Below are 24,029 nucleotides of genomic sequence, written 5' to 3' on the forward strand. Positions count from 1 at the left end.
CTGCGGCAGCTCCTACGGGGTTATTGCCCACCCCCCGCCCAAACTCTGGATCAACGCCACGCTGCCCTGGCTCAATTGCCCCTGGGTGTCGCGCAGGTTCTGCTCGGTCTGCAACAAGATCAATTGTTGGGTCAGGACGTTCTGCTGGCTGACGGTGCCGGCTTTTAACTGCGCCTGCTGGCTGCCGAACAGTTGCTGATTGCGCGTGTAGATCTGCTGGTAGGTGTCCGCCTGCACGTGCAGGTGGTTGATCGCCGACAGGTTGTCTTCGACGTTCTGCAAGGCCGACAACACGGTGCCCCGGTAGGTCGCCGCGTCCTGGTCGTAGCTGGCTTGCGCCTGTTGCACTGCCGCTTCGCGGGCGCCGCCGTCAAACAGGGTCGCGGCCAATGCCGGGCCCAGGGTCCAGATGCGGTTCGGCACGCTGAACAGGCTGCCCAGCGCACTGGCGCGATAACCGCCCTCAGCGGTCAAGTCCAGGGTCGGGAAAAACGCCGCGTCAGCCACGCCGATTTTGGCGTTGGCCGCCGCTGCCGTGCGCTCTGCGGCCTCCACATCGGGGCGGCGCAGCAACAAATCCGAGGGCAAGCTTAACGGCGGGCGCGGCACCGCAAAGGCGTACTGCGCCACCGACGCCACACTAAATTGCGACGGCGCCTCGCCCACCAGCACCGCCAGGGCATGTTCGTATTGCTCGCGCGAGCGCTGTGCGGTCTGCAACGCGGCCACCACGGTGCTGAGTTGGTCCTGGGCTTGCAGCAGTTGGTCATTGGCCGCCGTGCCCTGGGAATATTGGGCCTGGATCATGTCGAGTAATTGCTGGTTGATCTGCTGCTGTTGCTGCAACAACCCGATGTCGATGTCCTGTTGGCGCAGGGCCAGGTAATTGCTTGCCACACTGGCGCTGATGGACAAACGCACCCCGGCTAACAAGGCGTCGGAGGCTTGCGCAGAGGCGCTGCTGGACTCAATGCCGCGTCGCACCTGGCCCCATAAATCCGGCTCCCAACTGGCGGTCAGGGTGGCGCTGACCGAGTTCTCAACCCCGCCTGCGCTGCTCGCCCCGCTGCTGGAACCGCTGCCGCCCACCCCGCGTGAGCCGGAAAGCCCGGCGCCCAGGGTCGGCCACAAACCGGCGCGGCTCGATGACACTTGCGCCTGCGCGCCGCGATACGCCGCCTCGGCGGCAACAATCGACTGGTTGGCCGTGGCCGAGCGCTGGATCAACTGCGTCAACACCGGGTCGTTATAGGCCAGCCACCACTGGCTGTTCAGCGCGCCTTGGGGGTTGGCCACAGCCCGTTGCCACTGCGTGCCCTCTTTGAAGCCCATGGGCAATTGCATGGCCGGTTTTTGATAATCCGGCCCGACCATACACCCGGCCAGGGTCAGGCTAAGGGTCATGGCCAGCAGCAGCGGTTTGAGGTTCATCGGGTGGTCTCCTTGGGCGCCCGGCGCAGACGTTGCGACAGGCGGTCCAGCCAGAGGTAAATCACGGGCGTGGTGTACAGCGTCAGCACTTGGCTGAAGAGCAACCCGCCCATGATGGAAATGCCCAGCGGGCGGCGCAATTCCGAGCCGTAGCCGGTGCCCAGCACCAGCGGCAAGGCGCCGAGCATCGCCGCCAGGGTGGTCATCATGATCGGCCGAAAGCGAATCAGGCAGGCGCGGCGGATCGCTTGTTGCGGGCTGAGGCCCAGCGCTTTGCCTTCGGTGATGGCGAAGTCGATCATCATGATCGCGTTTTTCTTGACGATGCCGATCAGCAAAATCACCCCCACCAGCGCAATGATCGACAGCTCGGTGCCGGTCATCAGCAAGGCAATCAGCGCCCCCACCCCGGCCGACGGCAAGGTCGAGAGGATGGTCAGCGGGTGGATCAGGTTTTCGTAGAGCATGCCGAGCACGATGTACACCGAGACAATCGCCGCCAGAATCAGCCAAGGCTCGCTGGACACCGACGACTGAAACACCTGCGCTGTCCCGGCAAAGTGCCCGACCACACTGGCCGGCATGCGCAGTTGCGCCACCGCGTCATCCACCAGCGTGGTGGCCTGGCCGATGGACACGCCGGGGGCCAGGTTGAAAGACACTGTCACCGCCGGGAAGGTGCCTTGGTGGCTGATGGAAATCGCCGTGCGCGCCACCGACTGCTGCGCCACCGCAGACAACGGGATCAACGTCGCCTTGGCGTTGCTCGCCAGGTTGGGCGCGGTGTTGGTCTTGCTGGCCGTCGAGGCACCTTGCGGCAGGTAAATCGACGTGAGCGCCGACGGATCGGCCCAGTATTCGGGGGCGACTTCCATGACCACGTGGTACTGGTTGGCGGCGCGGTAAAGGGTCGACACCTGGCGCTGGCCAAAGGCGTCGTACAGGGTCTGGTCAATCGCCGACATGCTGACCCCGAGCCGCGCCGCCGTGTCGCGGTTGACCGCCACATTGGCCGCAAGGCTGTTGTCTTGCTGGTCGGTATTGAGGTCTTTGAGCTGCGGCAGTTTATGCAGCGTCGCCAGCACTTTGGGCACCCAGACATCGAGGCTGCTCTGGTCGTCGGCGGTCAGCGTGTATTGGTACTGCGCGGCGCTCTGGCGCCCACCCACGGTGATGTCCTGCACCGATTGCAGGAATAACCGGGTGCCCGGCATGTCGCCCAGGGTTTTGCGGATCTGGGCGATGATCTGGTCGGCGCTGGCCTTGCGCTCGCCCAAGGGCTTGAGTGAGATAAACATCTGCCCGGTGTTCACCGAACCGCCTCCGCCGCCCGCGCCGCCGATAAAACCGCCGACCGCTTCCACGTTGGGGTTGAGCAAGACTTTGCGGTTGATCGCCAGAAAGTCCTGCTGCATGGCGCCATACGAGATGCTTTGCGAGGCCATGATGCTGCCGTTCAGGCGCCCGGTGTCTTCCTGCGGGAAGAAGCCCTTGGGCACCCGCACGTACAGCACCCCGGCCAGCACGATCACCAACAGCGTGACCAGCCCCATCAGCAAGGTGTGGTTGATCACCCAGCCGAGGGTGCGGTCGTAGAAACGATGAAAGCGCGAGTCCGGCGCCGCCTCCGGGTGTTGGGCGGTTGCCGGCGCGCGCAAAAACACCGCCGCCAGCATCGGCGTGATGGTCAGCGACACCAACATCGACATCGCAATCGACACCGACAAGGTGACCGAGAACTCACGAAACAAACGCCCGACAATCCCGCCCATCAGCAGCAGCGGAATAAACACCGCCACCAGCGACACGCTGATAGTCAGCACGGTAAAGCCCACCTCCCGGGCACCGGCCAGCGCCGCCTGCACCCGCGAGGCACCGCGCTCCAGATGGCGCATGATGTTTTCCACCACCACAATCGCGTCATCGACCACAAACCCGGTGGCAATAGTCAGCGCCATCAACGACAGGTTGTTCAGGCTGTAGCCCATGAAGTACATGACGCCAAAGGTGCCGAGCAGCGACAGCGGCACGACAATGGCCGGCACCAGGGTGCTGCGCCAATCACGGAAAAACGCAAACGTGACCAGCGTCACCAGCAGAATCGAGGCAATCAGGCTGATTTCTACGTCGCGCAACGAGGCGCGAATGGTGGTGGTGCGGTCCATCAAAATATTGAGTTTGATCGAGGCCGGAATCGACGCTTGCAGAAACGGCAGCTCGGCCTTGACCGCGTCCACCGTCTCGATCACGTTGGCCCCCGGCTGCTTGAAGATCACCAGCAGCACCGACGGTTGGCCGTTGTACAAGCCATAGTTGCGCAGGTCTTCTACGTCTTCGCGCACGTAACCCAAGTCGCTGATGCGCACCAGGTCGCCATTGTTCTGCTTGACCACCAGCGCGCCGTAGTCCGGCGCGTTGTAGAGCTGGTCATTGGCGGCAATCACATTGCCCTGTGCGCCGATATCGATCGTGCCTTTGGGCAGGTTGACGTTAGATGCGGCGATCACCTCGCGCACCTGTTCAAGGCTCACGCCGTAATGGTTGAGGCGGTCCGGGTTGAGTTCGACCCGCACCGCCGGCAAGGCCCCGCCGCCCACCGTCACGTCGCCCACACCGCTGGTTTGCAGCAACTTTTGTTCGAGCAGGGTTGAGGCCACGTCGTACATGTGCCCCGGCGTGGCCGCGTCGGAGGTCAGACTGATGACCATGATCGGCGAGTCAGCCGGGTTGACCTTGCGGTAGGTCGGGTTGCCTGACAAGTCGCTGGGCAAGTTGCTGCGCGCGGCATTGATCGCCGCTTGCACATCGCGGGCGGCGCCGTCGATGTCGCGATTAAGGTCGAACTGCAAGTTGATCCGGGTCGTGCCCAGACTGCTGGACGAGGTCATTTGCGTGACCCCGGCGATCTGCCCGAACTGACGTTCCAGCGGCGTGGCCACCGAGGTGGCCACGGTGTGCGGGTCGGCCCCCGGCAACTTGGCGCTGACGCTGATGGTGGGGAAATCCACCTCCGGCAGCGGCGCCACCGGCAGCAGGTTGAACGCCAGCACGCCAAACAGCGCGAGCCCGACAGCCAGCAAGGTGGTGGCGATGGGACGTTGGATAAATGGCGCACTGAGGTTCATCGCGATCAATCCGCCCTGACTGTGCGGCGACCCTTCAGGCGCTGCCCGAGGTCGTGCATCGCGAGGAAGATCACCGGGGTCGAAAACAGCGTCAGCAACTGGCTGAGCAACAGTCCGCCAATGATCGCGATCCCCAACGGATGGCGCAGTTCAGAACCAATGCCGGTGCCCAGCGCCAACGGCACGGCGCCGAACAGCGAGGCCATGCTGGTCATCAGAATCGGCCGAAAACGCAATGCCGCCGCCTGCTTGATCGCCTGCACCGGGCTCAAGCCTTCTCGTCGCTCCAGGTCGAGGGCGAAGTCGACCATCATGATGCCGTTTTTCATCACGATACCGATCAGCAGCACGATGCCGATCAAGCCGATGATGTCGAACTGGGTGCCAGTGACCAGCAGCGCCAGCAACGCCCCCAGCGCCGCCGAGAGCAAGGTGGAAAGAATGGTGATCGGGTGCACGAAGCTCTCGTAGAGCATGCCCAGCATCAGGTACACCACCACAACCGCCGCCAGCACCAGCACCGCCTGATTGGCCAACGACGCCTCAAACGTCGCCGCCGCGCCCTGCAACGACACTTGCACCGAGGCCGGCATCGCCACCTGCTGCTCGATGGTCTTGAGCCGGGTCAGGGCAGTGCCCAGGGTTTGGCCCGGCGCCAGGTTGAACGAAATGTCGGCATACGCGAACTGCCCCAGCCGGTTGATCGTCAGCGGCGTCTGCACCACCTGCATCGTCGCCATGCTCGACAGCGGCGCCACCCCGCCGCCGGGGATGTCGACGTAGAGCCCGGAGAGTAAATCCGCGAGGTTCTTCGGCGGATGGTCGGTGGCCATCACCACGTGGTACTGGTTGAGCTGGGTGTAAATGGTCGACACCTGACGCTGGCCGAAAGCGTCATAGAGCACGTCGTCAATCGCCTGCGGGGTAATGCCCAGACGCGAAGCGGTGGCGCGGTCAAACGTGAGCTGGATCTGATTGCCGAACTGCATCGCCTGGCTTTGCACATCGGTGAAGGTCGGATCTTGCTTGATCGCCGCCATCAGCTTGCCGGTCCATTCCTGCAACACCTGCGGGTCGGTGGCCTGCAGGCCGAGGCGGTAACTGGTGGTGGCTACGCTGGCGTCAAGGGTCAGGTCTTGCACCGAGTGCAGGTACAGGCGGATCCCGGCGTCGTCGGCATTGGCATCGGCCAGACGCCGGATCACCGTGCTGGCGCTGTCGCGCTGATCACGCGGCTTAAGGTTGATCAGCAGATTGCCCTGATTGAGGGTCGGGTTGGTCTGGTCGATACCGACAAACGACGACAGGCTCTGCACCGCCGGGTCACGCAAAATGCGCGAGGCCAGGCGCTGTTGCTCGACCTGCATCTGCTGGAACGAAATAGTCGGCGAGGCCTGGGAAATCCCTTGAATTAGCCCGGTGTCCTGATCAGGGAAAAAGCCCTTGGGCATGACCGTCAGCGTCAGCACCGTGAGCACGGCGGTGAACACCACCGACAGCAGCGCCAGGGTGCGGTGCGCCAACACCCAGTTCAGACCGCGCACATAGTGCTGGTTGATGCGGTCGAAAAAATCTTCGCGACGCGCCTGCGGGTGCGCCTTGAGCATGCGCGCGCACATCATCGGCGTCAGGGTCAGGGTAATCACCGCCGAAATCACGATGGTCACGGCCACGGTCATGGCGAACTCACGGAACAGCCGCCCCACTACGTCGCCCATGAACAACAGCGGGATCATCACCGCAATCAGCGCCAACGACAGCGAAATGATGGTGAAGCCGATTTGCGCCGAGCCCTTGAGCGCGGCCTGCAACGGCGTATCCCCCTCCTCCAGGTAACGGCTGATGTTTTCGACCATGACAATGGCATCGTCGACCACAAAACCGATGGCAATGGTCAGCGCCATCAAGGTCAGGTTATTCAGCGAAAAGCCCAGCGCATAGGCCACCGCCAGGGTGCCGAGCAGGGTCAAGGGCACGGTCACGGCGGGAATGATCGTGGCCGCGACGTTACGTAAAAACAGGAAGATCACCAACACCACCAGCACCACGGCAACCGCCAGTTCGTACTGCACGTCGGTGACCGAGGCGCGGATGGTCTGGGTCCGGTCGGTGAGCACCGCCACCTTGAGCGTGCCCGGCAAACTGGCGCGCAGCGTGGGCAGCAAATGCTGCACGCGATCGACCACCTCAATCACGTTGGCGCCCGGCTGGCGCTGGATGCTCAGCACAATCGACGGGGTTTCGTTGGTCCAGGCGGCCTGGCGCGGGTTCTCCGGGCCTTGGGTCGAGGTAGCAATTTGTGACAGGCGGATCGCGGCGCCGTTTTTATAGGCGATCACCAGATCGCGGTATTCCTCGGCCGATTGCAACTGGTCGTTGGCACCAATGGAATACGCCTGGAACTTGCCGTCGATGCTGCCCTTGGCCTGGTTAACGTTGGCGGTACCCAGGGAGGTACGCAGATCGTCCAGCGACAGCCCGAGGTTATTCAGCGCCGAGGTATTGGCCTCGACCCGCACCGCCGGGCGCTGGCCGCCGCTGATGGTGACCAGACCGACGCCGCTGATCTGCGAGATTTTCTGCGCCAGCCGGGTGTCGGCCAGGTCTTCGATTTTGGTCAGCGGCAGTACGTCCGAGGTCAGCGACAGGGTCAGCACCGGCGCATCGGCCGGGTTGACCTTGCTGTACACCGGCGGGTACGGCAGGTTGGCCGGTAAAAAAGTGCCGGCGGCGTTGATCGCGGCCTGTACCTCTTGCTCAGCCACATCCAGCGACAGCGCCAGATCAAACTGCAAGGTCACCACCGAGGCGCCATCGGAGCTGGTCGAGCCCATGGACTTGAGGCCGGGCATCTCGCCCAACTGGCGTTCAAGCGGCGCGGTAATCGACGAACTGATCACCTCGGGGCTGGCGCCGGGGTATTGGGTGAACACCTGAATGGTCGGGTAATCGACCTCCGGCAAGGCCGACACCGAGAGCAGGCGGTAGCCCAAAATGCCCAGCAACAAGATCGCGACCATCAGCAAACACGTGGCCACCGGGCGTTCGATAAAGGGGCGAGAGACGTTCATCAGCGGCGCCTCACTGTGCGACTACTTTAATGGCCGAGCCATTGTCGAGCTTGTCTGCACCTTCCGTGATCACCTGCTCACCCGGCTTGACCGAAGCGTCGAGAATCGTGGTGACATCGCCCACGCTTGGGCCGGACTTGACGTTGCGCAGGCTGGCCTTGCTGCCCGCCACCACAAACACGAAGTCGCCCTGGCTGCCGTGCTGAATGGCCCGGGTCGGCACCACCGGCACTTGATCCAGCGTCTGCGCCTTGAGCCGCGCATTGACGAACTGATTAGGGAACAGCACGTGGTCTGCGTCATCAAACTGCGCCTTGACCTTGATCGTGCCGGTGCTGGTGTCGACCTGGTTATCCAGCGCCAGCAACTGCCCGCTGGCCAACAGGTTTTGCTTGTTGCGGTCATAAGCCAGCACGCTGACAGCGCCTGCCGCCCTGGCCTGATTGATCGCCCCCAGGTAGTCCTCGGGCACGGCAAACACCACCGTGGCGGGCTTCATCTGCGTGATCACCGCAATCGCGGAGGTGCTGGCGGTGGTTACATAGTTGCCGGGGTCAACCTGGCGCAACCCGACAATCCCGTCTACCGCCGAGGTGATGGTGCAATAACTCAACTGCACCTCAAGGTTTTGCACGCTGCCCTGATCGGCGGCCACCGTGCCCAGTTGCTGCGCCACCGTAGAGATTTGCGTATCGAGGGTTTGTTGGCTGATGGAACCGGCCTTGATCAGTTCGCGGTAGCGCGCCAAGTCACGCTGGGCGTTGCTCAACACCGCCTGATCATGGGCCAGAACGCCTTTGGCCTGGGCCAACTGCGCCTTCAGCGCGCGGTCGTCGATGCGGGCGATCACCTGCCCTTTGCGCACCTGCTGGCCTTCCTTAAAGTCGACCGAAGCCAGAATGCCGTCGACCTGAGTGATCACCGTCACGCTCTGCGTGGGCGTGACCGTGCCGAGGGCATCGATGTACACCGGCACATCCTGCGGCACCACCGCCACCGCCGCCACCGGCTCAGCCCGGCCGCCCATGCCCATGGGGCGGTCTTTGTGCGCCATGGCGGGCCAATGGGCATACAGCGCCCAAGCAACGGCCAGCACAACCAGCGCGCTGAGCGCCCAGATAAAAATGTGTCGTCTGCTCGTGTTCACACGCGTCACTCACCAAAAGAAGGCTGAGTTCAGAGTATCGAAGCGGTGACGCGTGAAATTAAATTCGGTGACAGCTTACAAAGGTTTTACACAGCCCTGACAGGACGCTGAATCTGCGGTGTTCATGCAGTGGTTTTGGCTGTTGGTGCAACGTCGGTACATTGGGTGCTGCTGGAATCCTCCATCCTCGGCCTCTGCGCGAGTGACAGAGATGCTCGCTTAGCCTTCAATAGATGAGTTTCGGTGAGTTCACTCCTCTAATTGGAGGAAATGGATTGAAATTGATAGCTTCGTGATCGACGGGATAACCGTGAAACATACCAAAATCGATGGAGCCAAGCTCATACTGCATCGTAGTGAAATACTCAATTGTCAGCCACTTCCACTTTTCGATTGCAGGATCATCAACATCAGTAACTTTTCTCGTTAACAAATCTGGAATCAGTACGTCCGTATGATAGTTAGCCGAATACTTTTTCTCAGAAAAACCCTCTGGCACAGTAGACGGCCTCGAAAGGTGAGGGCATGTATTTACCGGATCAATATTATGCCAGCTAGTTGACTTCTTACTCTTAAGGCTGATACCACCGTTCCCTATGGACTGCCATGCCAGTCGCTGAATATTTTTAACTGCCTCATCCAGATCATTTGCAAAACCTTGATTAACCATATTATTCGCATAATGCCCTACTGAATTTATTGAAATAATTGCCCCACCGGGCACTCTGCGATCATGATTAGCCGTATGATGCGCCGTCGTATGAAAAAAATTAATACCCGCCTTATACAAAAACAACTTACCATCCTGTATCAATGGTGCTGCCTCCGTATAGATAACATCTGTATTAACAGGAGCATACTCGTTAAATATCAGATTAGAAAACCCCTTAAACACCTCAACCAAGCTATCTGAAGGAGGCAGATAAATCAGCTTTCCGATATTAAAAAAGTACAACACAGCATCGCTCTTTCCTTTGGAACACGCTTGCTTCCATTCCAGACGACAAGCTTGAAGGTATGTTTTAAGATGCTCCTGCCCTAACGCAATATCATTATCATCAACAACATAGACACTTAGCTGAATATTCTGCTTTCCTGTAGAGGCTAACCTGCCCAACATACAAGGCTGCTTTCGCTTGATCCAACTCAATATGATTTCTTTTTTCTTTTCCTTGTCTGATTCTCCCAGCAGCGCTTTATTTACGATATCCAGATCCTCCCCATAAGAATTTCTCTCACAGGATAGATCAGGCAATTTGGATAAAAGCAACGTTACATCCATTTGACACCTCCCTAACTGAATATCAGCTAGTCTTATATGACTATTTTTTTATGTAATCCTTCAACGTGTTTTCTGAAGCAGCATTTTTAGCGATCAGCACCAGCGCAATTATCGTCAGTGCGGCACCTCCTACTTGTAAAAGTGAAAGTCTTTCTCCCAAAAAAACAACAGCACCAACAACACCAATGACAGGAACAAGGTTTAAAAACATACCCGCCAAGCCGGCACGAATGTATTTCAATGAATAAATATAAAAAGAGAAAGCGAGAGCATACTGCACAATCCCCGACACTAGCGCTAACCCCCATACTTCCAAAGAACCCGGCAATGCCGCGAACGCTTTACTTTCGGGGTAAATAGTCCACTCCAACGGTAACATCAAAATAGAAGCCACCAATGCAAGAGTCTGCTGACAAGCCACTATATAAAAAACATCCTGCTCTTTCGCGATGCGAGAGGACAGAACAACATAGAACGCAGCAGACAGCATACCCAATGAAATCAGGCTTGCGCCAAACCAGCCTTCTTTGACGTTCCCGCCGTGTATATCTAACGCAAAGAACAACCCTACCAATATCATTGCTGACAGTACTATAAAATTTATCGACGGTATTTCCTTCAAGAGAAGCATCGCCAGAAGCACAATCATTATTGACTCCAACGATTGTAATAACGAGGCCTCTGACGCTCCCGTAAAAGTCAAACCAATCAGCACCAAGACATATGTCAAACACGGCTCAAGCAAGCCTAAAAAACTTAATTTTACCAACACGTTAGCCGTAGGGGCGGAGGTTTTTCTGAACGCTACTACGCACCAAAGAAACGTCACACTTGCCATCAACTGAATAATCAGCAACGTGACAGGATAGAAACTTCCCAGCGCACCCTTTGACATAACTAACGCGCCTCCCCAACACATTGCAGCCATGGTGGCCGAAGCTATACCGAGTGAAGCACGACTTATTTTCTTGGGTGCCATTAATTTCGCCTTGCCTCATTTTAAATAAATAAACTTTCCGAGTTACTACTACCCACACATCAAAATTATTACATTTCCCTTTTCGCCCGACACGAGACCATAAAGCCTTACCCAAGCCCAGAAACAAGCGTGGATATTTGAGCCACCTTTTGTGCAAGATTAACGCGTGTCAATACCGTAACCACCCTCATAATCAGGCCATTTCTGTCGTAACTCACTGGCAAGCCCATGGCAGAGCTGACGGCCTAATTAATTCGATAAATTTCAATGAGTATTATATGTAGGACTATTTGTAGGACATATAGGTGCGCCCTTCGGTACTGAGGCCGATGGAAAACTCGCGGCGCAAAAGTTAGCATCCGTTTAACCACACAAATAAATGTGGCCGGACGCTAATCAAAAAATCCTACACAAGGGGAAGGCATGTTCAGTCACATTCAGATTGGCGCACGAAACCTCGACGCCATGATTGCTTTTTACGATGCCGTACTTACGCCTTTGGGATTAGTACGCATGACTGATCATGATGACGGCCCCGCCGGTGCGGGCTGGCATTTGCTCGGACAGAAATGGCCACAGTTTTTCGTGCAATTGCCTTTTAACGGGTTACCCGCAACGTCGGGTAACGGCGTACAGGTCAGCTTTGCAGCAAGCTCGCAAGACCAGGTAAGAGCTGCCTGGCAAGCGGCGACCACTTCAGGGGGCACAGATGAGGGAGCGCCGGGGTTACGGCCTCAGTACTCAGCCGATTTTTTTGGTGCGTACTGTCGCGATCCCGAGGGCAACAAACTCTGCTTTGTCCACGCCGAAGGCCTGGTTCGATAGAGCAATCACCCTCCTCGTCGAGCACCCCTGCGCCGCTGAGCTACGCCGTAGCCGCTGTAGCTTTCATATTGGTCACCGGCGCTGAAGGTTCTTTAAGCAGTGCAAAGTAGGCAAACGCCGAGCACAGGGCGACGACCGCGCTGATGATGAAGGCTGATGAGAACGAGCCGCTCTGTTGCACGCTGAAGCCCGTGAGGATCGGTGCGATGGAGCCCGCCAGGTAGCCACCAAAGTTCTGGATCGAACCAAACGAGGCGACTCGCTCAGACGGCACGATGGTGTTGACGATCATCCACGCGGTGGCGCTGGAGATGTTAATGAAGAACATGGTCAGGCACAGCAGCACTACGCACGCGACGACGTTGGTGGTGAAGGCCACGATCAGGGTGAACAGCGCCCCGCCGAGCAAGCCGAGGATGACCATCAGTTTGCGGCTGGCCAGCACGCGCATGCCGCGCGCCACCAGTTTGTCGCAGCAACGCCCGGCCACGATGGTGCCCAAGGCGCCAAACAGGTAGGCCAGCGACACCACCCAGGCGGTGCGGTACAGGTCCAGGCCGTGTTCGCGCTCAAAGTAGCCCGGCAGCCAGGTCAGGTTGAGCCAGATCATGTAGATCACGCCCATAAAGCCGAGAAACGCGCCCCAGGTGTTGCGCTCTTTGAACAGCGCGGTCCAGCGCAGTTTCGGCGCCGCTTTCTGTTGCACCGCCACCGGCTCTGCACGGCCGGTGGCGGCCATGTATTCGGCTTTGCTTTTGTAGAATTTGAACCAGCACAGCGCCAGCACCAAACCGATGACCCCGGTGAGGATAAACATGCCGCGCCAGCCCAGATGGACCATGAACAACGTCAGCAACGGCGGCGCCAGGCACGGGCCGATGCAGGTCGAGGACCACACCCAACCGGTGGCGGTGCCGCGCTCTTGGGTGTCGAACCATTCGGACAAGGCCTTGGCTGCCGAGGGGAACACCGGCGCTTCGCCGATGCCCAGCAACACCCGCAGGCCAACCAGATGGCCGTAGCTGCTGAACAGGCCAAAGGCCGCTTGCGCCACCGACCACACCACCAGCGAACCGCCCAGGGCGAGTTTGCTGCCGAGTTTGTCGATCAACGCGCCGAGGGGTAATTGCGAGAAGGCGTAAGCGATGGAGAAGGCTGAGAGCATGACGCCCATTTGCATGGGGCTGATGGCCAGGTCTTTCTGGATGGTGGTGTTGGCGATGGACAGGGCACTGCGGTCGAGGTAGTTGACGACTCCAATCATGAACAGGAAAAAAATCGTCAGCGTTTTGTAGCTTTTTATTGTTTTCATACGCGCCTCTAGTGAGCGGTGGCGCCCTACCCGCGCAACACATCGGCGGGTGGGCGACTTGCACTCTAAATGCCCACCTGCGCGCTGCCCAATCACAAGATCCCATCGGTTAATAACCGCGCGTTATCAAGGCGTCTGGCGGGCTCCGCGCACGGCATCGGGGCCGCTCAACAGCGCGTCGATAAACGCTTGCATCGACCAGCTCGGCGGTTCGTTGCGCCGGGTGATGATGCCGTAGTCGGCCAGCACCAGCGGAAACGGTAACGCCAGACGGGTCAGGCGCCCGGCCTGGATTTCCGGTTCGGCCATGGACTCGGCCAGCATCGCAACCACCGGGGCGGTTTGCAGCAGTTGCATGGTGGTTTGCAGCGACACGGTTTCGACGGTGTTTTCCGGGGTTTGCATGTTGGCTTCGATAAACGCCCGCTCCAGCCGCGCGCGCATCGGCGTGCCCGTCGGGTAGACCACCCAGGGCCAACTGCCGAGGTCGGTCAGCGGGGTTTCGCTGGCGCCCGCCAACGGGTGCTGGCTGCCCGTGACCAGACACAGCGGCTCGGGGGCCAACGGCTGAAAATCGAACAATTCACGGTGCCGGTCAAGAGTGAAGCGCGCCACCACCAGGTCCAGCTCCTTGTGTTCGAGCATGGTCAGCATGTTGGCGCTGGTGCCCTCCAGCACTTCGATCGTGAGCAAGGGCCATTGTTGTTTGACCTCGACAATCGCCGCGGGCACTGCCACCGCCGCGGCCGCGTAGATGGTGCCGACTTTCAAAAAGCCATGTCCGCCCTGGCGCAGGTGGTTGATCTGGACCACAAACTGCTGGGTGTCATTGAGGGCGATTTGCGCAAAGCGCGCCACGTGACTGCCAAGGTCAGTCAGCGACATACTGCGCGGCAAACGCTGGAACACATCAAAGCCCAATTGGTGCTCGATCTCGCGCAGCATCTTGCTCACCGCTGGCTGGCTGATGTTCATTTCCTGGGCCGTGGCGTGCATGTTTTGCGTGCGCGCCAGGGTGTCGATCAGCACCAAATGGCGGAACCGTAACCAGTTGCACAGTTGATTGAACGCGACATCCGCCATCCGATAACCTCCCGTTATTAAGGCTTGAGAATATCTCATTGGCGATTATCGCAGCGCAACATTAGTGTTGGCCCCATAAGAACAATGGATCCGCACTCATGAACCTCGCCAACAAACGCGTTTTGATTACCGCGGCGGCAAACGGTATTGGTCGCGCCTCGGTACTGGCCTTGCGCGATGCAGGCGCCACGGTCATCGCCACTGACTTGAACGTCGATGCCTTGCACGACATTCCCGGTATTCAGGCGTTATCGCTGGACGTCACGCAACCGGCAGCCATCGACGCCATTCGCCAGCAAGTCGGCACCCTCGACGTGCTGTTCAACTGCGCAGGCTACGTGCACAGCGGCGCGCTGCTGGAGTGCGACGACAGCGCCTGGCAATTCTCATTCGACCTCAACGTCACCGCCATGTACCGGATGATCCGTGCGTTCTTGCCGGGCATGCTGGAAAACGGTGGCGGCTCGATCATCAACATGGCCTCGGTGGCGTCCAGCGTGAAGGGCGTACCGAACCGTTTTGCCTACACCGCCAGCAAAGCGGCGGTGATTGGCTTGACCAAATCGGTGGCGACCGATTACATCAGTCAAGGCATTCGTTGTAACGCCATATGCCCAGGCACGGTAGATTCACCTTCGCTGCGCCAGCGCATTGCCGAACAGGCCCGTGAGCAAGGGCGTTCGGAGGCAGAGGTGTATCAAGCGTTCGTGGCTCGCCAGCCCATGGGCCGCATCGGCAGCGCCGAAGAAATCGCCCAGTTGGTGGTGTACCTGGCCAGCGATGCCAGCAGCTACACCACTGGCACCACGCAGATTATTGATGGCGGGATGAGCAACTAATTCCCACTGTAGGAGCGAGCTTGCCTCGCGAGCTTTTAAAAGATCAAAAGATCGCGAGGCAAGCTCGCTCCTACAGAAGGTCAGGTTTTTAATTCGATACAGGAGCTTTTATGAAACTGCTGCGCTACGGCGAAAAAGGTCAGGAAAAACCCGGTCTGCTGGATGCCCAAGGCAATATCCGTGATTTGTCGGCGCACATCGCCGATGTCGCCGGCAAGGCGCTGGAGCCTGCAAGCCTGCAAGCCCTGAGTAAAATCGACCCGGCCAGCCTGCCGCTGGTCAACGGCTCACCGCGTATCGGCGCCTGCGTCGGGCAGGTCGGCAAGTTCATTTGCATCGGCCTTAACTACGCCGACCACGCCGCTGAATCCGGGCTGGCCGTGCCGTCGGAGCCGGTGGTTTTCAACAAGTGGACCAGCGCCATTTGCGGCCCCAATGATGACGTCGAAATCCCCCGCGGCTCGGTCAAGACTGACTGGGAAGTCGAGCTGGGTGTAGTCATCGGCAAAGGCGGCCGCTACATCGACGAAAGCAACGCCCTGGACCACGTCGCCGGTTACTGCGTGATCAACGATGTGTCCGAGCGTGAATGGCAACTGGAACGCGGCGGCACCTGGGACAAAGGCAAGGGTTTTGACACCTTCGGCCCGATTGGCCCATGGCTGGTGACCCGTGACGAGATCCGCGACCCGCACCAACTCAAGCTGTGGCTTGAGGTCGACGGACAGCGCTACCAGAACGGCAATACCAACACCATGGTGTTCCAGGTCCCGGCGCTGATTGCCTACCTGAGCCGCTGCATGTCGCTGCAACCGGGCGATGTGATTTCTACCGGCACGCCGCCGGGCGTGGGCCTTGGGGTCAAGCCTGAGCCGGTGTACCTGCGCGCCGGCCAGCAGATGCGCCTGGGCATCGAAGGGCTGGGCGAACAGCAGCAACGCACGGTGCAAGCCGACTGATTACACCGCTCAAACAACTATAAGAAACAGGAGCTTCACATGCGCATCCTCATCACTGGCGGTACCGGCTTTATCGGCAAGCAACTGGCTCAACGCCTGGCAGATTTGAACACCCTGACGCTGGAAGGCGAAGCACCGCGCACCATCGAACGCATCGTGCTGTTCGACGCCTTTGCCGGTGAAGACGTACCCAATGACCCGCGCATTGAGCTGGTGACCGGCGATGTTGCCGACCCTGAAGTGATCGCCCGTGTCACCGATGGCGTGGACCTGGTGTGGCACCTGGCGGCAGTGGTCAGCTCGGCCGCCGAGGCGGATTTTGACTTGGGCATGCAGGTGAATTTGCACGGCCTGATGCTGCTTCTCGAAACCCTGCGCAAGCAAGGCACCGCGCCGCGTCTGGTGTACGCCAGCGGCTTCGCAGTGTTCGGCGGCAAGCTGCCGGACGTGGTGGACGACGACACCGTGCTCACCCCGCAATCGTCCTATGGCATGCAAAAAGCCGTGGGTGAATTGCTGGTGGCCGACTACGCCCGCAAAGGCTTTGTGGATGGCCGCGTGTTGCGCCTGCCGACCGTGGCGGTGCGCCCCGGCAAACCGAACAAAGCCGCGTCGACCTTTTTTAGCTCGATCATCCGCGAGCCGCTGGTGGGCCTGCCTGCCGTATGCCCGGTGCGCCCCGACACCCGCGTGTACCTGACCTCGCCACGGCGCATTGTCGAGTCGATGTTGTTGGGCATGACCCTGTCGCCGCAAACCCTGGGCGGCGAGCGCATCATCCCGCTGCCGGGCGTGACCACCACCGTGGCCGACATGGTGGCGGCGCTGCAACGGGTGGCCGGTGATAAAGCCACGCAACTGATTCGCTGGGAGCCGGATGCAACCATCCAGCGTATTGTCGAAAGCTGGCCAAGCAAGGTAGAAGCCCCACGTGCCCGTGCACTGGGCTTTACCGCCGACCCGGACTTCGACGCCATCGTGCGTGCGCACATAGAAGATACTGCACAGTAAACACCCCTGTAGGAGCGAGCTTGCCTCGCGATCTTTTGATCGTTTAAAAGATCGCGAGGCAAGCTCGCTCCTACAGAAAAACAACAATAAAAAATTGAGGCCGTGCGAAATGACCACCACCCCGCTTCCGGATGTCACTGACATCGAGCAACAAACGATCAAGCGCGTCACCAAGCGCATGATCCCCTTTCTGATCCTGCTGTTTGTGGTCGCCTTTCTGGACCGCAACAACGTCGGTTTCGCCGCCCTGCGCATGAACGACGACATCGGTATCAGCCAAACCCTGTATGGCCTGGGTGCTGGTATTTTCTTCCTCGGCTACTTCATTTTCGAAGTGCCGAGCAACGTCTTGCTGCACCGCTACGGCGCCCGCGTGTGGATCGCCCGGATCATGGTGACCTGGGGCATCATCGCCGGGGCCATGGGCTTTTTGCAGACGCCGGTGCACTTTGTCTCACTGCGTTTTCTGCTGGGCATCGCTGAAGCCGGGTTCTTCCCGGGGGTGATTTACCTGCTGTCGCTGTGGTTCCCGAGCCGCTACCGGGCCCGCATGATCGCCACCTTTTACCTCGGCGTACCCATCGCACAGGTCATCGGCGCGCCACTGTCGGTGGGCCTGATGGAAATGGGCGACGCACTGGGCTTCGTCGGCTGGCGCTTGATGTACATCGTCGAAGCTGTACCGGCGGTAATTCTCGGCGTGGTCTGCTACTTCTACCTCACCGACCATCCGCGTCAGGCCCACTGGCTGACCGATGCGCAGCGCAACTGGCTGATCAACACCCTGGAGCATGAAGAGCGCAACAAACCGCTGGTCGTGGGCATTCAACCGAGCAAATGGGAGATGATCCGCAAGGCGTTGTCCAGCCGTCAGGTATGGCTGCTGGCGCTGGTGTACTTCGGCATCACCTCGGGCTCCAACGCCATGAACTTCTTTATGCCCACCGTACTGGCCTCGTTCCGTGGCTCGTTCGGGCTGGAAATCGGCCTGATGCAAAACGGCCTGATCACCGCCATTCCTTACGCCTTGGCCGCTGTTGCCATGATCTGGTGGAGCCGTCGTTCGGACCGCCTGCAAGAACGTCACTGGCACGCCGGTGGTGCCGCCATGCTCGCTGCTGTGTCCATCGCCGTGGCGCTGTGGCTGAACCAGCCATGGATCATCGTGATCGGCTTCATCCTGCTGGCCATGGGCGTTTACAGCGCGATCAACGTGTTCTGGGCCGTGCCAGGGCAAGTGCTCACCGGCCTTGGAGCTGCAGCCGGGATTGGCCTGATCAACTCCATCGGTAACCTCAGCGGCTTTATTGGCCCTTACCTGACCGGTTACCTGTTCAACGTGACCGGCAGCTACACCCCGGGCTTCCTGGTGATTGCCGCACTGGTCGGCGCCGGTGGTCTGGGCATGGTGTTGATGCCACGTAACAAGGTGTCGCTGGGCAACGCAGCCGGCGCAACCTCTGCAACCTTAGGAGGCAAGGCATGAGCCTGCAAACCGTAGCGTTTATTGGCACCGGGATCATGGGCAAGCCCATGGCCCGCAACCTGTTGCACGCCGGCTACCCGGTACGGGCCTGGAACCGCTCGGCGGCCAAGGCCGAGGAATTGTCCGCCCAGGGCGCCGAGGTGTTTGCCACCCCGGCCGAGGCGGCCGAAGGCGCTCAGGTGCTGATCTGCATGCTCAGCGATGGCCGGACCTGTGACGAGGTGCTGTTTGGTGAAAACGGCGCCGCCAAGGCTCTGGCGCCGGGCGCGCTGGTGGTGGTGATGAGTTCGATCCCGGTCGACACCGCCGTCGAACACGCCCGGCTGAGCGCCGAACTTGGCTTGCGCTACCTCGACGCCCCGGTGTCGGGGGGCGAGCGCGGGGCCCTTGAAGCGAGCCTGGCAATTATGGTCGGTGGCGAAACCGCCGCCTTTGAACAAGGCCGCGCCGTACTGGCGGCCATGGGCCGCCCGGTGCATGTCGGCCCGGCCGGCACCGGCGAGCTGTCAAAACTGGTCAATCAATTGATCGTGGCCAGCACCATCGCCACCGTCGCCGAAGGCCTGCTGCTGGCCGAGCGCGGCGGCGCCGACCCGTCCAAGGTGCATGAAGCCTTGATGGGCGGTTTTGTCGATTCACCGATCTGGCGTCAACACGGTCAGCGCATGCTGACCAACGACTTCACCCCCGGTGGCCCGGCCAAATGGCAACTCAAAGACACCCGCACCGCCCTCGCCCAGGCGCACAAGCTCGGCTTGTCGCTGCCGGTGGCCAGCCTCGTCGACGGGCTGTTTGCAGCCATGGTCGAGGCCGGTGACGGCGAGCTTGATCACGCCGGATTGATCCGCCAATTACGCCGCAACAACACTTTGCCTGAATAAAAATAATTTGCTGGAGCCTGCCATGACCGAATCCACCCCACGCCGCCTGCGCAGCCAGTTATGGTTCGATGATCCCAGCCATGCTGACCTCACCGCGCTGTACGTTGAGCGCTACATGAACCAGGGCCTGACCCGCGCCGAGCTGCAATCGGGGCGGCCGATTATCGGCATCGCCCAGACCGGCAGCGACCTGACCCCGTGCAATCGTCATCACATTGAACTGGCCAAGCGGGTCAAGGATGGCATCCGCGATGCCGGCGGGATCCCGATGGAATTCCCGGTACACCCGATTGCCGAACAGTCACGCCGCCCGACCGCCGCACTGGACCGCAACCTGGCCTATCTGGGCCTGGTTGAAGTGCTGCACGGCTACCCGCTGGATGGCGTGGTGCTGACCACCGGCTGCGACAAAACCACCCCGGCGTGCCTGATGGCCGCCGCCACCACCGACTTGCCGTCCATTGTGCTGTCCGGCGGGCCGATGCTCGACGGTTGGCACAAAGGCCAGCGCATCGGCTCCGGCACGGTACTGTGGCATGCGCGCAATTTGCTCAGCGCGGGCGAGATCGACTACGAAGGGTTCATGACCCTGACCACCGCCTCGTCGCCCTCGGTGGGCCACTGCAACACCATGGGCACCGCGCTGTCGATGAACGCGCTGGCCGAAGCGTTGGGCATGTCGTTGCCGGGTTGCGCGAGCATTCCGGCGCCGTACCGCGAGCGCGGGCAAATGGCTTATGCCACCGGCATGCGCATTGTCGATCTGGTACGCGAAGACGTGCGCCCGTCGCAGATCATGACCCACGCCGCCTTCGAAAACGCCATCGCCGTGGCCTCGGCCCTCGGCGCCTCCACCAACTGCCCGCCGCACCTGATCGCCATCGCCCGCCACAGTGGCATCGACCTGTCGCTGGACGACTGGCAGCGCGTCGGCGAAGACGTGCCGTTGCTGGTTAACTGCATGCCGGCCGGTGAATACCTGGGCGAAAGCTTCCACCGAGCGGGCGGCGTGCCGGCGGTGATGCACGAACTGGACAAAGTCGGCCGCCTGCACCGCGATTGCCTGACCGTGAGCGGCCGCAAGATGGGCGAAGTGGTGGCCGATTGTGTGACCGGCGACCGCGACGTGATCCGCTCCTACGAAGACCCGTTGATGCACCGCGCAGGCTTTATCGTGCTCAGCGGCAACTTCTTCGACAGCGCGATCATGAAGATGTCAGTGGTCGGTGAGGCGTTCCGCAGCACCTACCTCAGCGACCCCGAGCGGCCCAACAGTTTTGAAGCGCGGGCCATCGTCTTTGAAGGCCCGGAAGACTATCAGGCGCGGATCAACGACCCGTCACTGGACATCGACGAGCGCTGCATTCTGGTGATTCGCGGCTGCGGCACTGTGGGCTTCCCCGGCAGTGGCGAGGTGGTCAACATGACCCCGCCGTCCGCCATGATCAAGGCCGGTATCGACTCGTTGCCATGCATGGGCGACGGTCGCCAGAGCGGCACCTCGGCCAGCCCGTCGATCCTCAACATGTCCCCGGAATCGGCGGTGGGCGGCGGCTTGTCATTGCTGCGCACTGGTGACCGCCTGCGCGTCGATCTCAATGCGCGCAGCGTCAACCTGCTGGTGGACGAAGCCGAACTCGACGAACGCCGCAAAGAACCGCTGCCACCGCTGGCCCCGTCGCAAACCCCGTGGCAGGAACTGTACCGCCAACTGGTCGGCCAGTTGTCCACCGGCGGCTGCCTGGAACCGGCCACCCTGTACTGGCGCGTCATCCCGGAAAACGGCCCGCCGCGCCACTCTCACTAACGCTCAGCTCCCTTTGTAGGAGCGAGCTCGTCTCGCGATCTTTTGATCTTGAAAGATCGCGAGGCAAGCTCGCTCCTACAGGACACGTTCGCCCAAAATTCGAGGATTGCCCCCATGAACACGCTGCAATTGAACATAGAAAACTCCCTGCCGCACGACTGGCAACGGGCAACCCTGGTCGGTCGCGTGTGGCTCCCCGGCGAACGCGGCGGCCCGGCCGTGGTGGTGATTCGTGACGGTGAAGTGATCGACTGCAGTGCGCACTTCGCGACCCTCAGCCTGTTGCTCGACCATGATCAACCTTTGCAAGCTGTGCGCGAAATCAGTGGCACATCGCTGGGCTCGATCGAGGCGTTGCTGGCCAACAGCGGCGAACAGCGCGACCCGGCAAAACCTTACCTGCTGGCCCCAACCGACCTGCAAGTGATCAAGGCCGCAGGCGTGACGTTTGCCTCCAGCATGATCGAACGAGTGATCGAAGAAAAAGCCGGTGGCGATGCCCTGCGCGCCGAAGAAATCCGCGCCCTGGTGCAAGCGGCCATCGGCGACAACCTGCGCGACCTCAAACCCGGCTCGCCCGAAGCCATGCGCCTCAAGCAGGTGCTGATCGAACAGAAAATGTGGTCGCAGTACCTGGAAGTCGGCATCGGCCCGGACGCCGAAATTTTCACCAAGGCGCCGATTTTGGCCGCCGTCGGCAGCGGCAACGCGATTGGCATCCACCCCGGCTCCAGCTGGAACAACCCTGAGCCCGAAGTGGTACTGGCCGTCGACAGCCAGGGCCGCATCCATGGCGCGACGTTGGGCAACGACGTCAACCTGCGCGACTTCGAAGGCCGCAGCGCGCTGCTGCTGAGCAAGGCCAAAGACAACAACGCCTCGTGCGCCCTGGGGCCGTTTATCCGCCTGTTCGACGAACATTTCAGCCTCGACGACGTGCGCAACTGCGAAGTGACCTTGCGGGTTGAAGGCCAAGACGGCTACGTGCTCAACGGCAAAAGCTCGATGAACCAAATCAGCCGCGACCCGGCCGACCTCGCCGCGCAAACCCTCAACGAAAACCACCAATACCCGGACGGCTTCGTGCTGTTCCTCGGCACCCTGTTTGCCCCCACCGACGACCGCGACCATCCCGGCCAAGGGTTCACCCACAAACCGGGCGATGTGGTGAGCATTGCCTCCACCACCTTGGGCGCCCTGCACAACCGCGTAACCACCAGCGACCAGGCCCCGCGCTGGACGTTCGGCGTGGGCGACCTGATGAAGAACCTGGCCGGGCGCGGGTTGTTGGGCTGAAAACAACTACCCCTGTAGGAGCGAGCTTGCCTCGCGATCTTTTAAACGATCAAAAGATCGCGAGGCAAGCTCGCTCCTACAGGGGGGTTGGGGGTATCAGTAGACGGCTTCGCCTGCCCCGGCGGCGAGGCGGCGGAATACCAGCGCCGAGGCCATGCAGGCGATACCGCACAAAACCAGCATGGCGGCAACATCGCTGGTTTGCGGCACGCTGTGCCCGCGCAGGCTCATCAACACGCCCAGCAGTGAGGCCATCAGGCCCACCGACAGGCTCATGCTCAATTGCACGGTCATGGCCGAGAGGCTGCTGGCGCGGCTGCTCAGTGCGGCAGGGACGTCGGCGTAGGTCAGCGCGCCGAGGGTGCTGTATTGCAATGAGCGAATGACCCCGCTGCCAAACAGCATCAACACGATGACGCTATAGGGTGTGGCGTCGGTAAAGCTCGCGCATGAGGCCAGGGTCAGGCCGGTTAACACGGCGTTGATCACCAGCGTGCGGCGGATGCCGTAACGGCGCACCACGCGTACGGCCAGCAGTTTCATCGCAAAGGCCCCGGCGCCTCCGGCCAAGGTCAGCAGCCCGGCGTGCAACGGGCTCAGGCCAAAACACAGCTGGAACATCAGCACCAGCAAAAACGGTAACGATGAGGTGCCCAGACGCAGCAGGTTGCCGCCCCAGAAGCTGATGCCGTAGCTGGGGATGCGCAGCAGTTTGAGGTCCAGCAGCGGCTCGGCGCAGCGTTGTGCATGGCGGATGTATAACGCGCCGCAGAGCAGGCCGACGGCGATCATCAGCGCCACCCACAGGTGCGGCAACAGGCCGTGCCCCAGCGCTTCAAAGCCGAACACCAGCGCCGCCATGGCCACCGCGCTCAGTGCCAGCCCGCGTACATCCAGCCCCTGCTCACGCACGCCGGGGTAGTACGGCACATGGCGCAGCACCAGCACGATGCCGACCACACCGATGGGCACATTGATCAGGAAGATCCAGTGCCACGACCAATAGGTGACCATCAGGCCGCCCAACGGCGGGCCGAGCATGGGGCCGATCAACGCCGGGATGGTCAGGTACGACAGGTTGCGCAGCAGGTCTTCACGGGGTGACCAGCGCAATAAAATCAACTGCCCCACGGGCACCATCATCGCCCCCGCCGCGCCCTGCAGCATGCGCGCCAGGCACAGTTGCAGCAGTGAGTTGGAAGCAGCGCAGGCCAGCGATGAGGTGATAAACAGCGAGATGGCGATCACGAATAATCGACGCGGCCCGTAGCGGTCGGCCACCCAGCCGCTGACCGGCACACACAGCGCAGCCCCGAGCATGTAGAGCGAAACCACCAGGTTCATGCGGATGCTCGGCGCGCCAAAGTCGCTGGCCATTTGCGGCAAGGCGGTCATGACGACGGTGGAGTCGATCAGTTCCATGCACAGCGCACAGCCAATGATCATCGGCACGCGCCGCGATAACGGGCGCGTGTGCGGGAGGGTTTGGGCGATG

The 24,029-nt window shown here is 60.7% G+C and carries 17 protein-coding genes; 8 read left to right on the forward strand and 9 right to left on the reverse strand.

Annotated features, from left to right (window positions below; all coding sequences use genetic code 11):
• Nucleotides 1-12 precede the first annotated feature (12 nt).
• The 6 genes from TU84_RS16265 to TU84_RS16290 form a co-directional block, all read right to left on the reverse strand.
• A complete protein-coding gene (locus tag TU84_RS16265) occupies nt 13-1,431 on the reverse strand; it encodes an efflux transporter outer membrane subunit (protein ID WP_048370700.1) in 1,419 nt (472 codons plus the stop codon).
• Nucleotides 1,428-4,556, reverse strand: coding sequence for an efflux RND transporter permease subunit (locus TU84_RS16270; protein WP_048370702.1), 3,129 nt, complete (start codon nt 4,554-4,556; stop codon nt 1,428-1,430). Before TU84_RS16270 ends, TU84_RS16265 begins: the two co-directional genes overlap by 4 nt.
• A gap of 5 nt (nt 4,557-4,561) precedes the next feature.
• Nucleotides 4,562-7,627, reverse strand: coding sequence for an efflux RND transporter permease subunit (locus TU84_RS16275; protein WP_048370703.1), 3,066 nt, complete (start codon nt 7,625-7,627; stop codon nt 4,562-4,564).
• Nucleotides 7,628-7,637: 10 nt separating this feature from the next.
• Nucleotides 7,638-8,774, reverse strand: a complete 1,137-nt coding sequence (locus tag TU84_RS16280; RefSeq protein WP_048370704.1) for an efflux RND transporter periplasmic adaptor subunit — start codon at nt 8,772-8,774, stop codon at nt 7,638-7,640.
• A 226-nt stretch (nt 8,775-9,000) separates the two neighbouring features.
• Nucleotides 9,001-10,056 (reverse strand): hypothetical protein, encoded by a 1,056-nt coding sequence (locus TU84_RS16285; RefSeq protein ID WP_048370706.1) that lies wholly within the window; start codon nt 10,054-10,056, stop codon nt 9,001-9,003.
• A 40-nt stretch (nt 10,057-10,096) separates the two neighbouring features.
• Entirely contained in the window at nt 10,097-11,035 is a 939-nt protein-coding gene (locus tag TU84_RS16290; protein ID WP_048370708.1) for a DMT family transporter, read from the reverse strand.
• Nucleotides 11,036-11,458: 423 nt separating this feature from the next.
• Between TU84_RS16290 and TU84_RS16295 the strand changes: the two genes are divergently transcribed.
• Entirely contained in the window at nt 11,459-11,860 is a 402-nt protein-coding gene (locus tag TU84_RS16295) for a VOC family protein (RefSeq protein ID WP_048370709.1), read from the forward strand.
• A 40-nt stretch (nt 11,861-11,900) separates the two neighbouring features.
• Here TU84_RS16295 and TU84_RS16300 read toward each other — a convergent pair whose 3' ends face one another.
• On the reverse strand, nt 11,901-13,172 hold the full coding sequence (locus TU84_RS16300) for an MFS transporter (protein WP_048370711.1): 1,272 nt from the start codon (nt 13,170-13,172) through the stop codon (nt 11,901-11,903).
• 126 nt (nt 13,173-13,298) lie between these two features.
• Nucleotides 13,299-14,255 (reverse strand): LysR family transcriptional regulator, encoded by a 957-nt coding sequence (locus TU84_RS16305; protein ID WP_048370713.1) that lies wholly within the window; start codon nt 14,253-14,255, stop codon nt 13,299-13,301.
• 98 nt (nt 14,256-14,353) lie between these two features.
• Between TU84_RS16305 and TU84_RS16310 the strand changes: the two genes are divergently transcribed.
• From TU84_RS16310 to TU84_RS16340, 7 genes are all read left to right on the forward strand, one after another.
• Nucleotides 14,354-15,094, forward strand: a complete 741-nt coding sequence (locus TU84_RS16310; RefSeq protein ID WP_048370715.1) for an SDR family oxidoreductase — start codon at nt 14,354-14,356, stop codon at nt 15,092-15,094.
• 110 nt (nt 15,095-15,204) lie between these two features.
• Entirely contained in the window at nt 15,205-16,053 is an 849-nt protein-coding gene (locus TU84_RS16315) for an ureidoglycolate lyase (RefSeq protein WP_048370717.1), read from the forward strand.
• Between the two features lie 39 nt (nt 16,054-16,092).
• The gene (gene denD, locus TU84_RS16320) at nt 16,093-17,064 is read left to right on the forward strand and encodes a D-erythronate dehydrogenase (protein WP_048370719.1); all 972 of its coding nucleotides are present in this window, start codon (nt 16,093-16,095) and stop codon (nt 17,062-17,064) included.
• Between the two features lie 109 nt (nt 17,065-17,173).
• Entirely contained in the window at nt 17,174-18,550 is a 1,377-nt protein-coding gene (locus TU84_RS16325) for an MFS transporter (protein WP_048370722.1), read from the forward strand.
• Nucleotides 18,547-19,431 carry an NAD(P)-dependent oxidoreductase gene (locus TU84_RS16330; RefSeq protein WP_048370724.1) on the forward strand — a complete coding sequence of 295 codons (885 nt, stop codon included), beginning with the start codon at nt 18,547-18,549 and terminating at the stop codon, nt 19,429-19,431. Before TU84_RS16325 ends, TU84_RS16330 begins: the two co-directional genes overlap by 4 nt.
• Before the next feature lie 22 nt (nt 19,432-19,453).
• Nucleotides 19,454-21,238 (forward strand): IlvD/Edd family dehydratase, encoded by a 1,785-nt coding sequence (locus tag TU84_RS16335; RefSeq protein WP_048370726.1) that lies wholly within the window; start codon nt 19,454-19,456, stop codon nt 21,236-21,238.
• A 114-nt stretch (nt 21,239-21,352) separates the two neighbouring features.
• Nucleotides 21,353-22,534 (forward strand): fumarylacetoacetate hydrolase family protein, encoded by a 1,182-nt coding sequence (locus tag TU84_RS16340; RefSeq protein WP_048370728.1) that lies wholly within the window; start codon nt 21,353-21,355, stop codon nt 22,532-22,534.
• 96 nt (nt 22,535-22,630) lie between these two features.
• On the opposite strand, the gene TU84_RS16345 is transcribed toward TU84_RS16340, so the two are convergent.
• A complete protein-coding gene (locus tag TU84_RS16345) occupies nt 22,631-23,980 on the reverse strand; it encodes an MFS transporter (protein ID WP_048370821.1) in 1,350 nt (449 codons plus the stop codon).
• Nucleotides 23,981-24,029 lie beyond the last annotated feature (49 nt).

This window comes from Pseudomonas helleri, assembly GCF_001043025.1.
GTDB lineage: Bacteria > Pseudomonadota > Gammaproteobacteria > Pseudomonadales > Pseudomonadaceae > Aquipseudomonas > Aquipseudomonas helleri.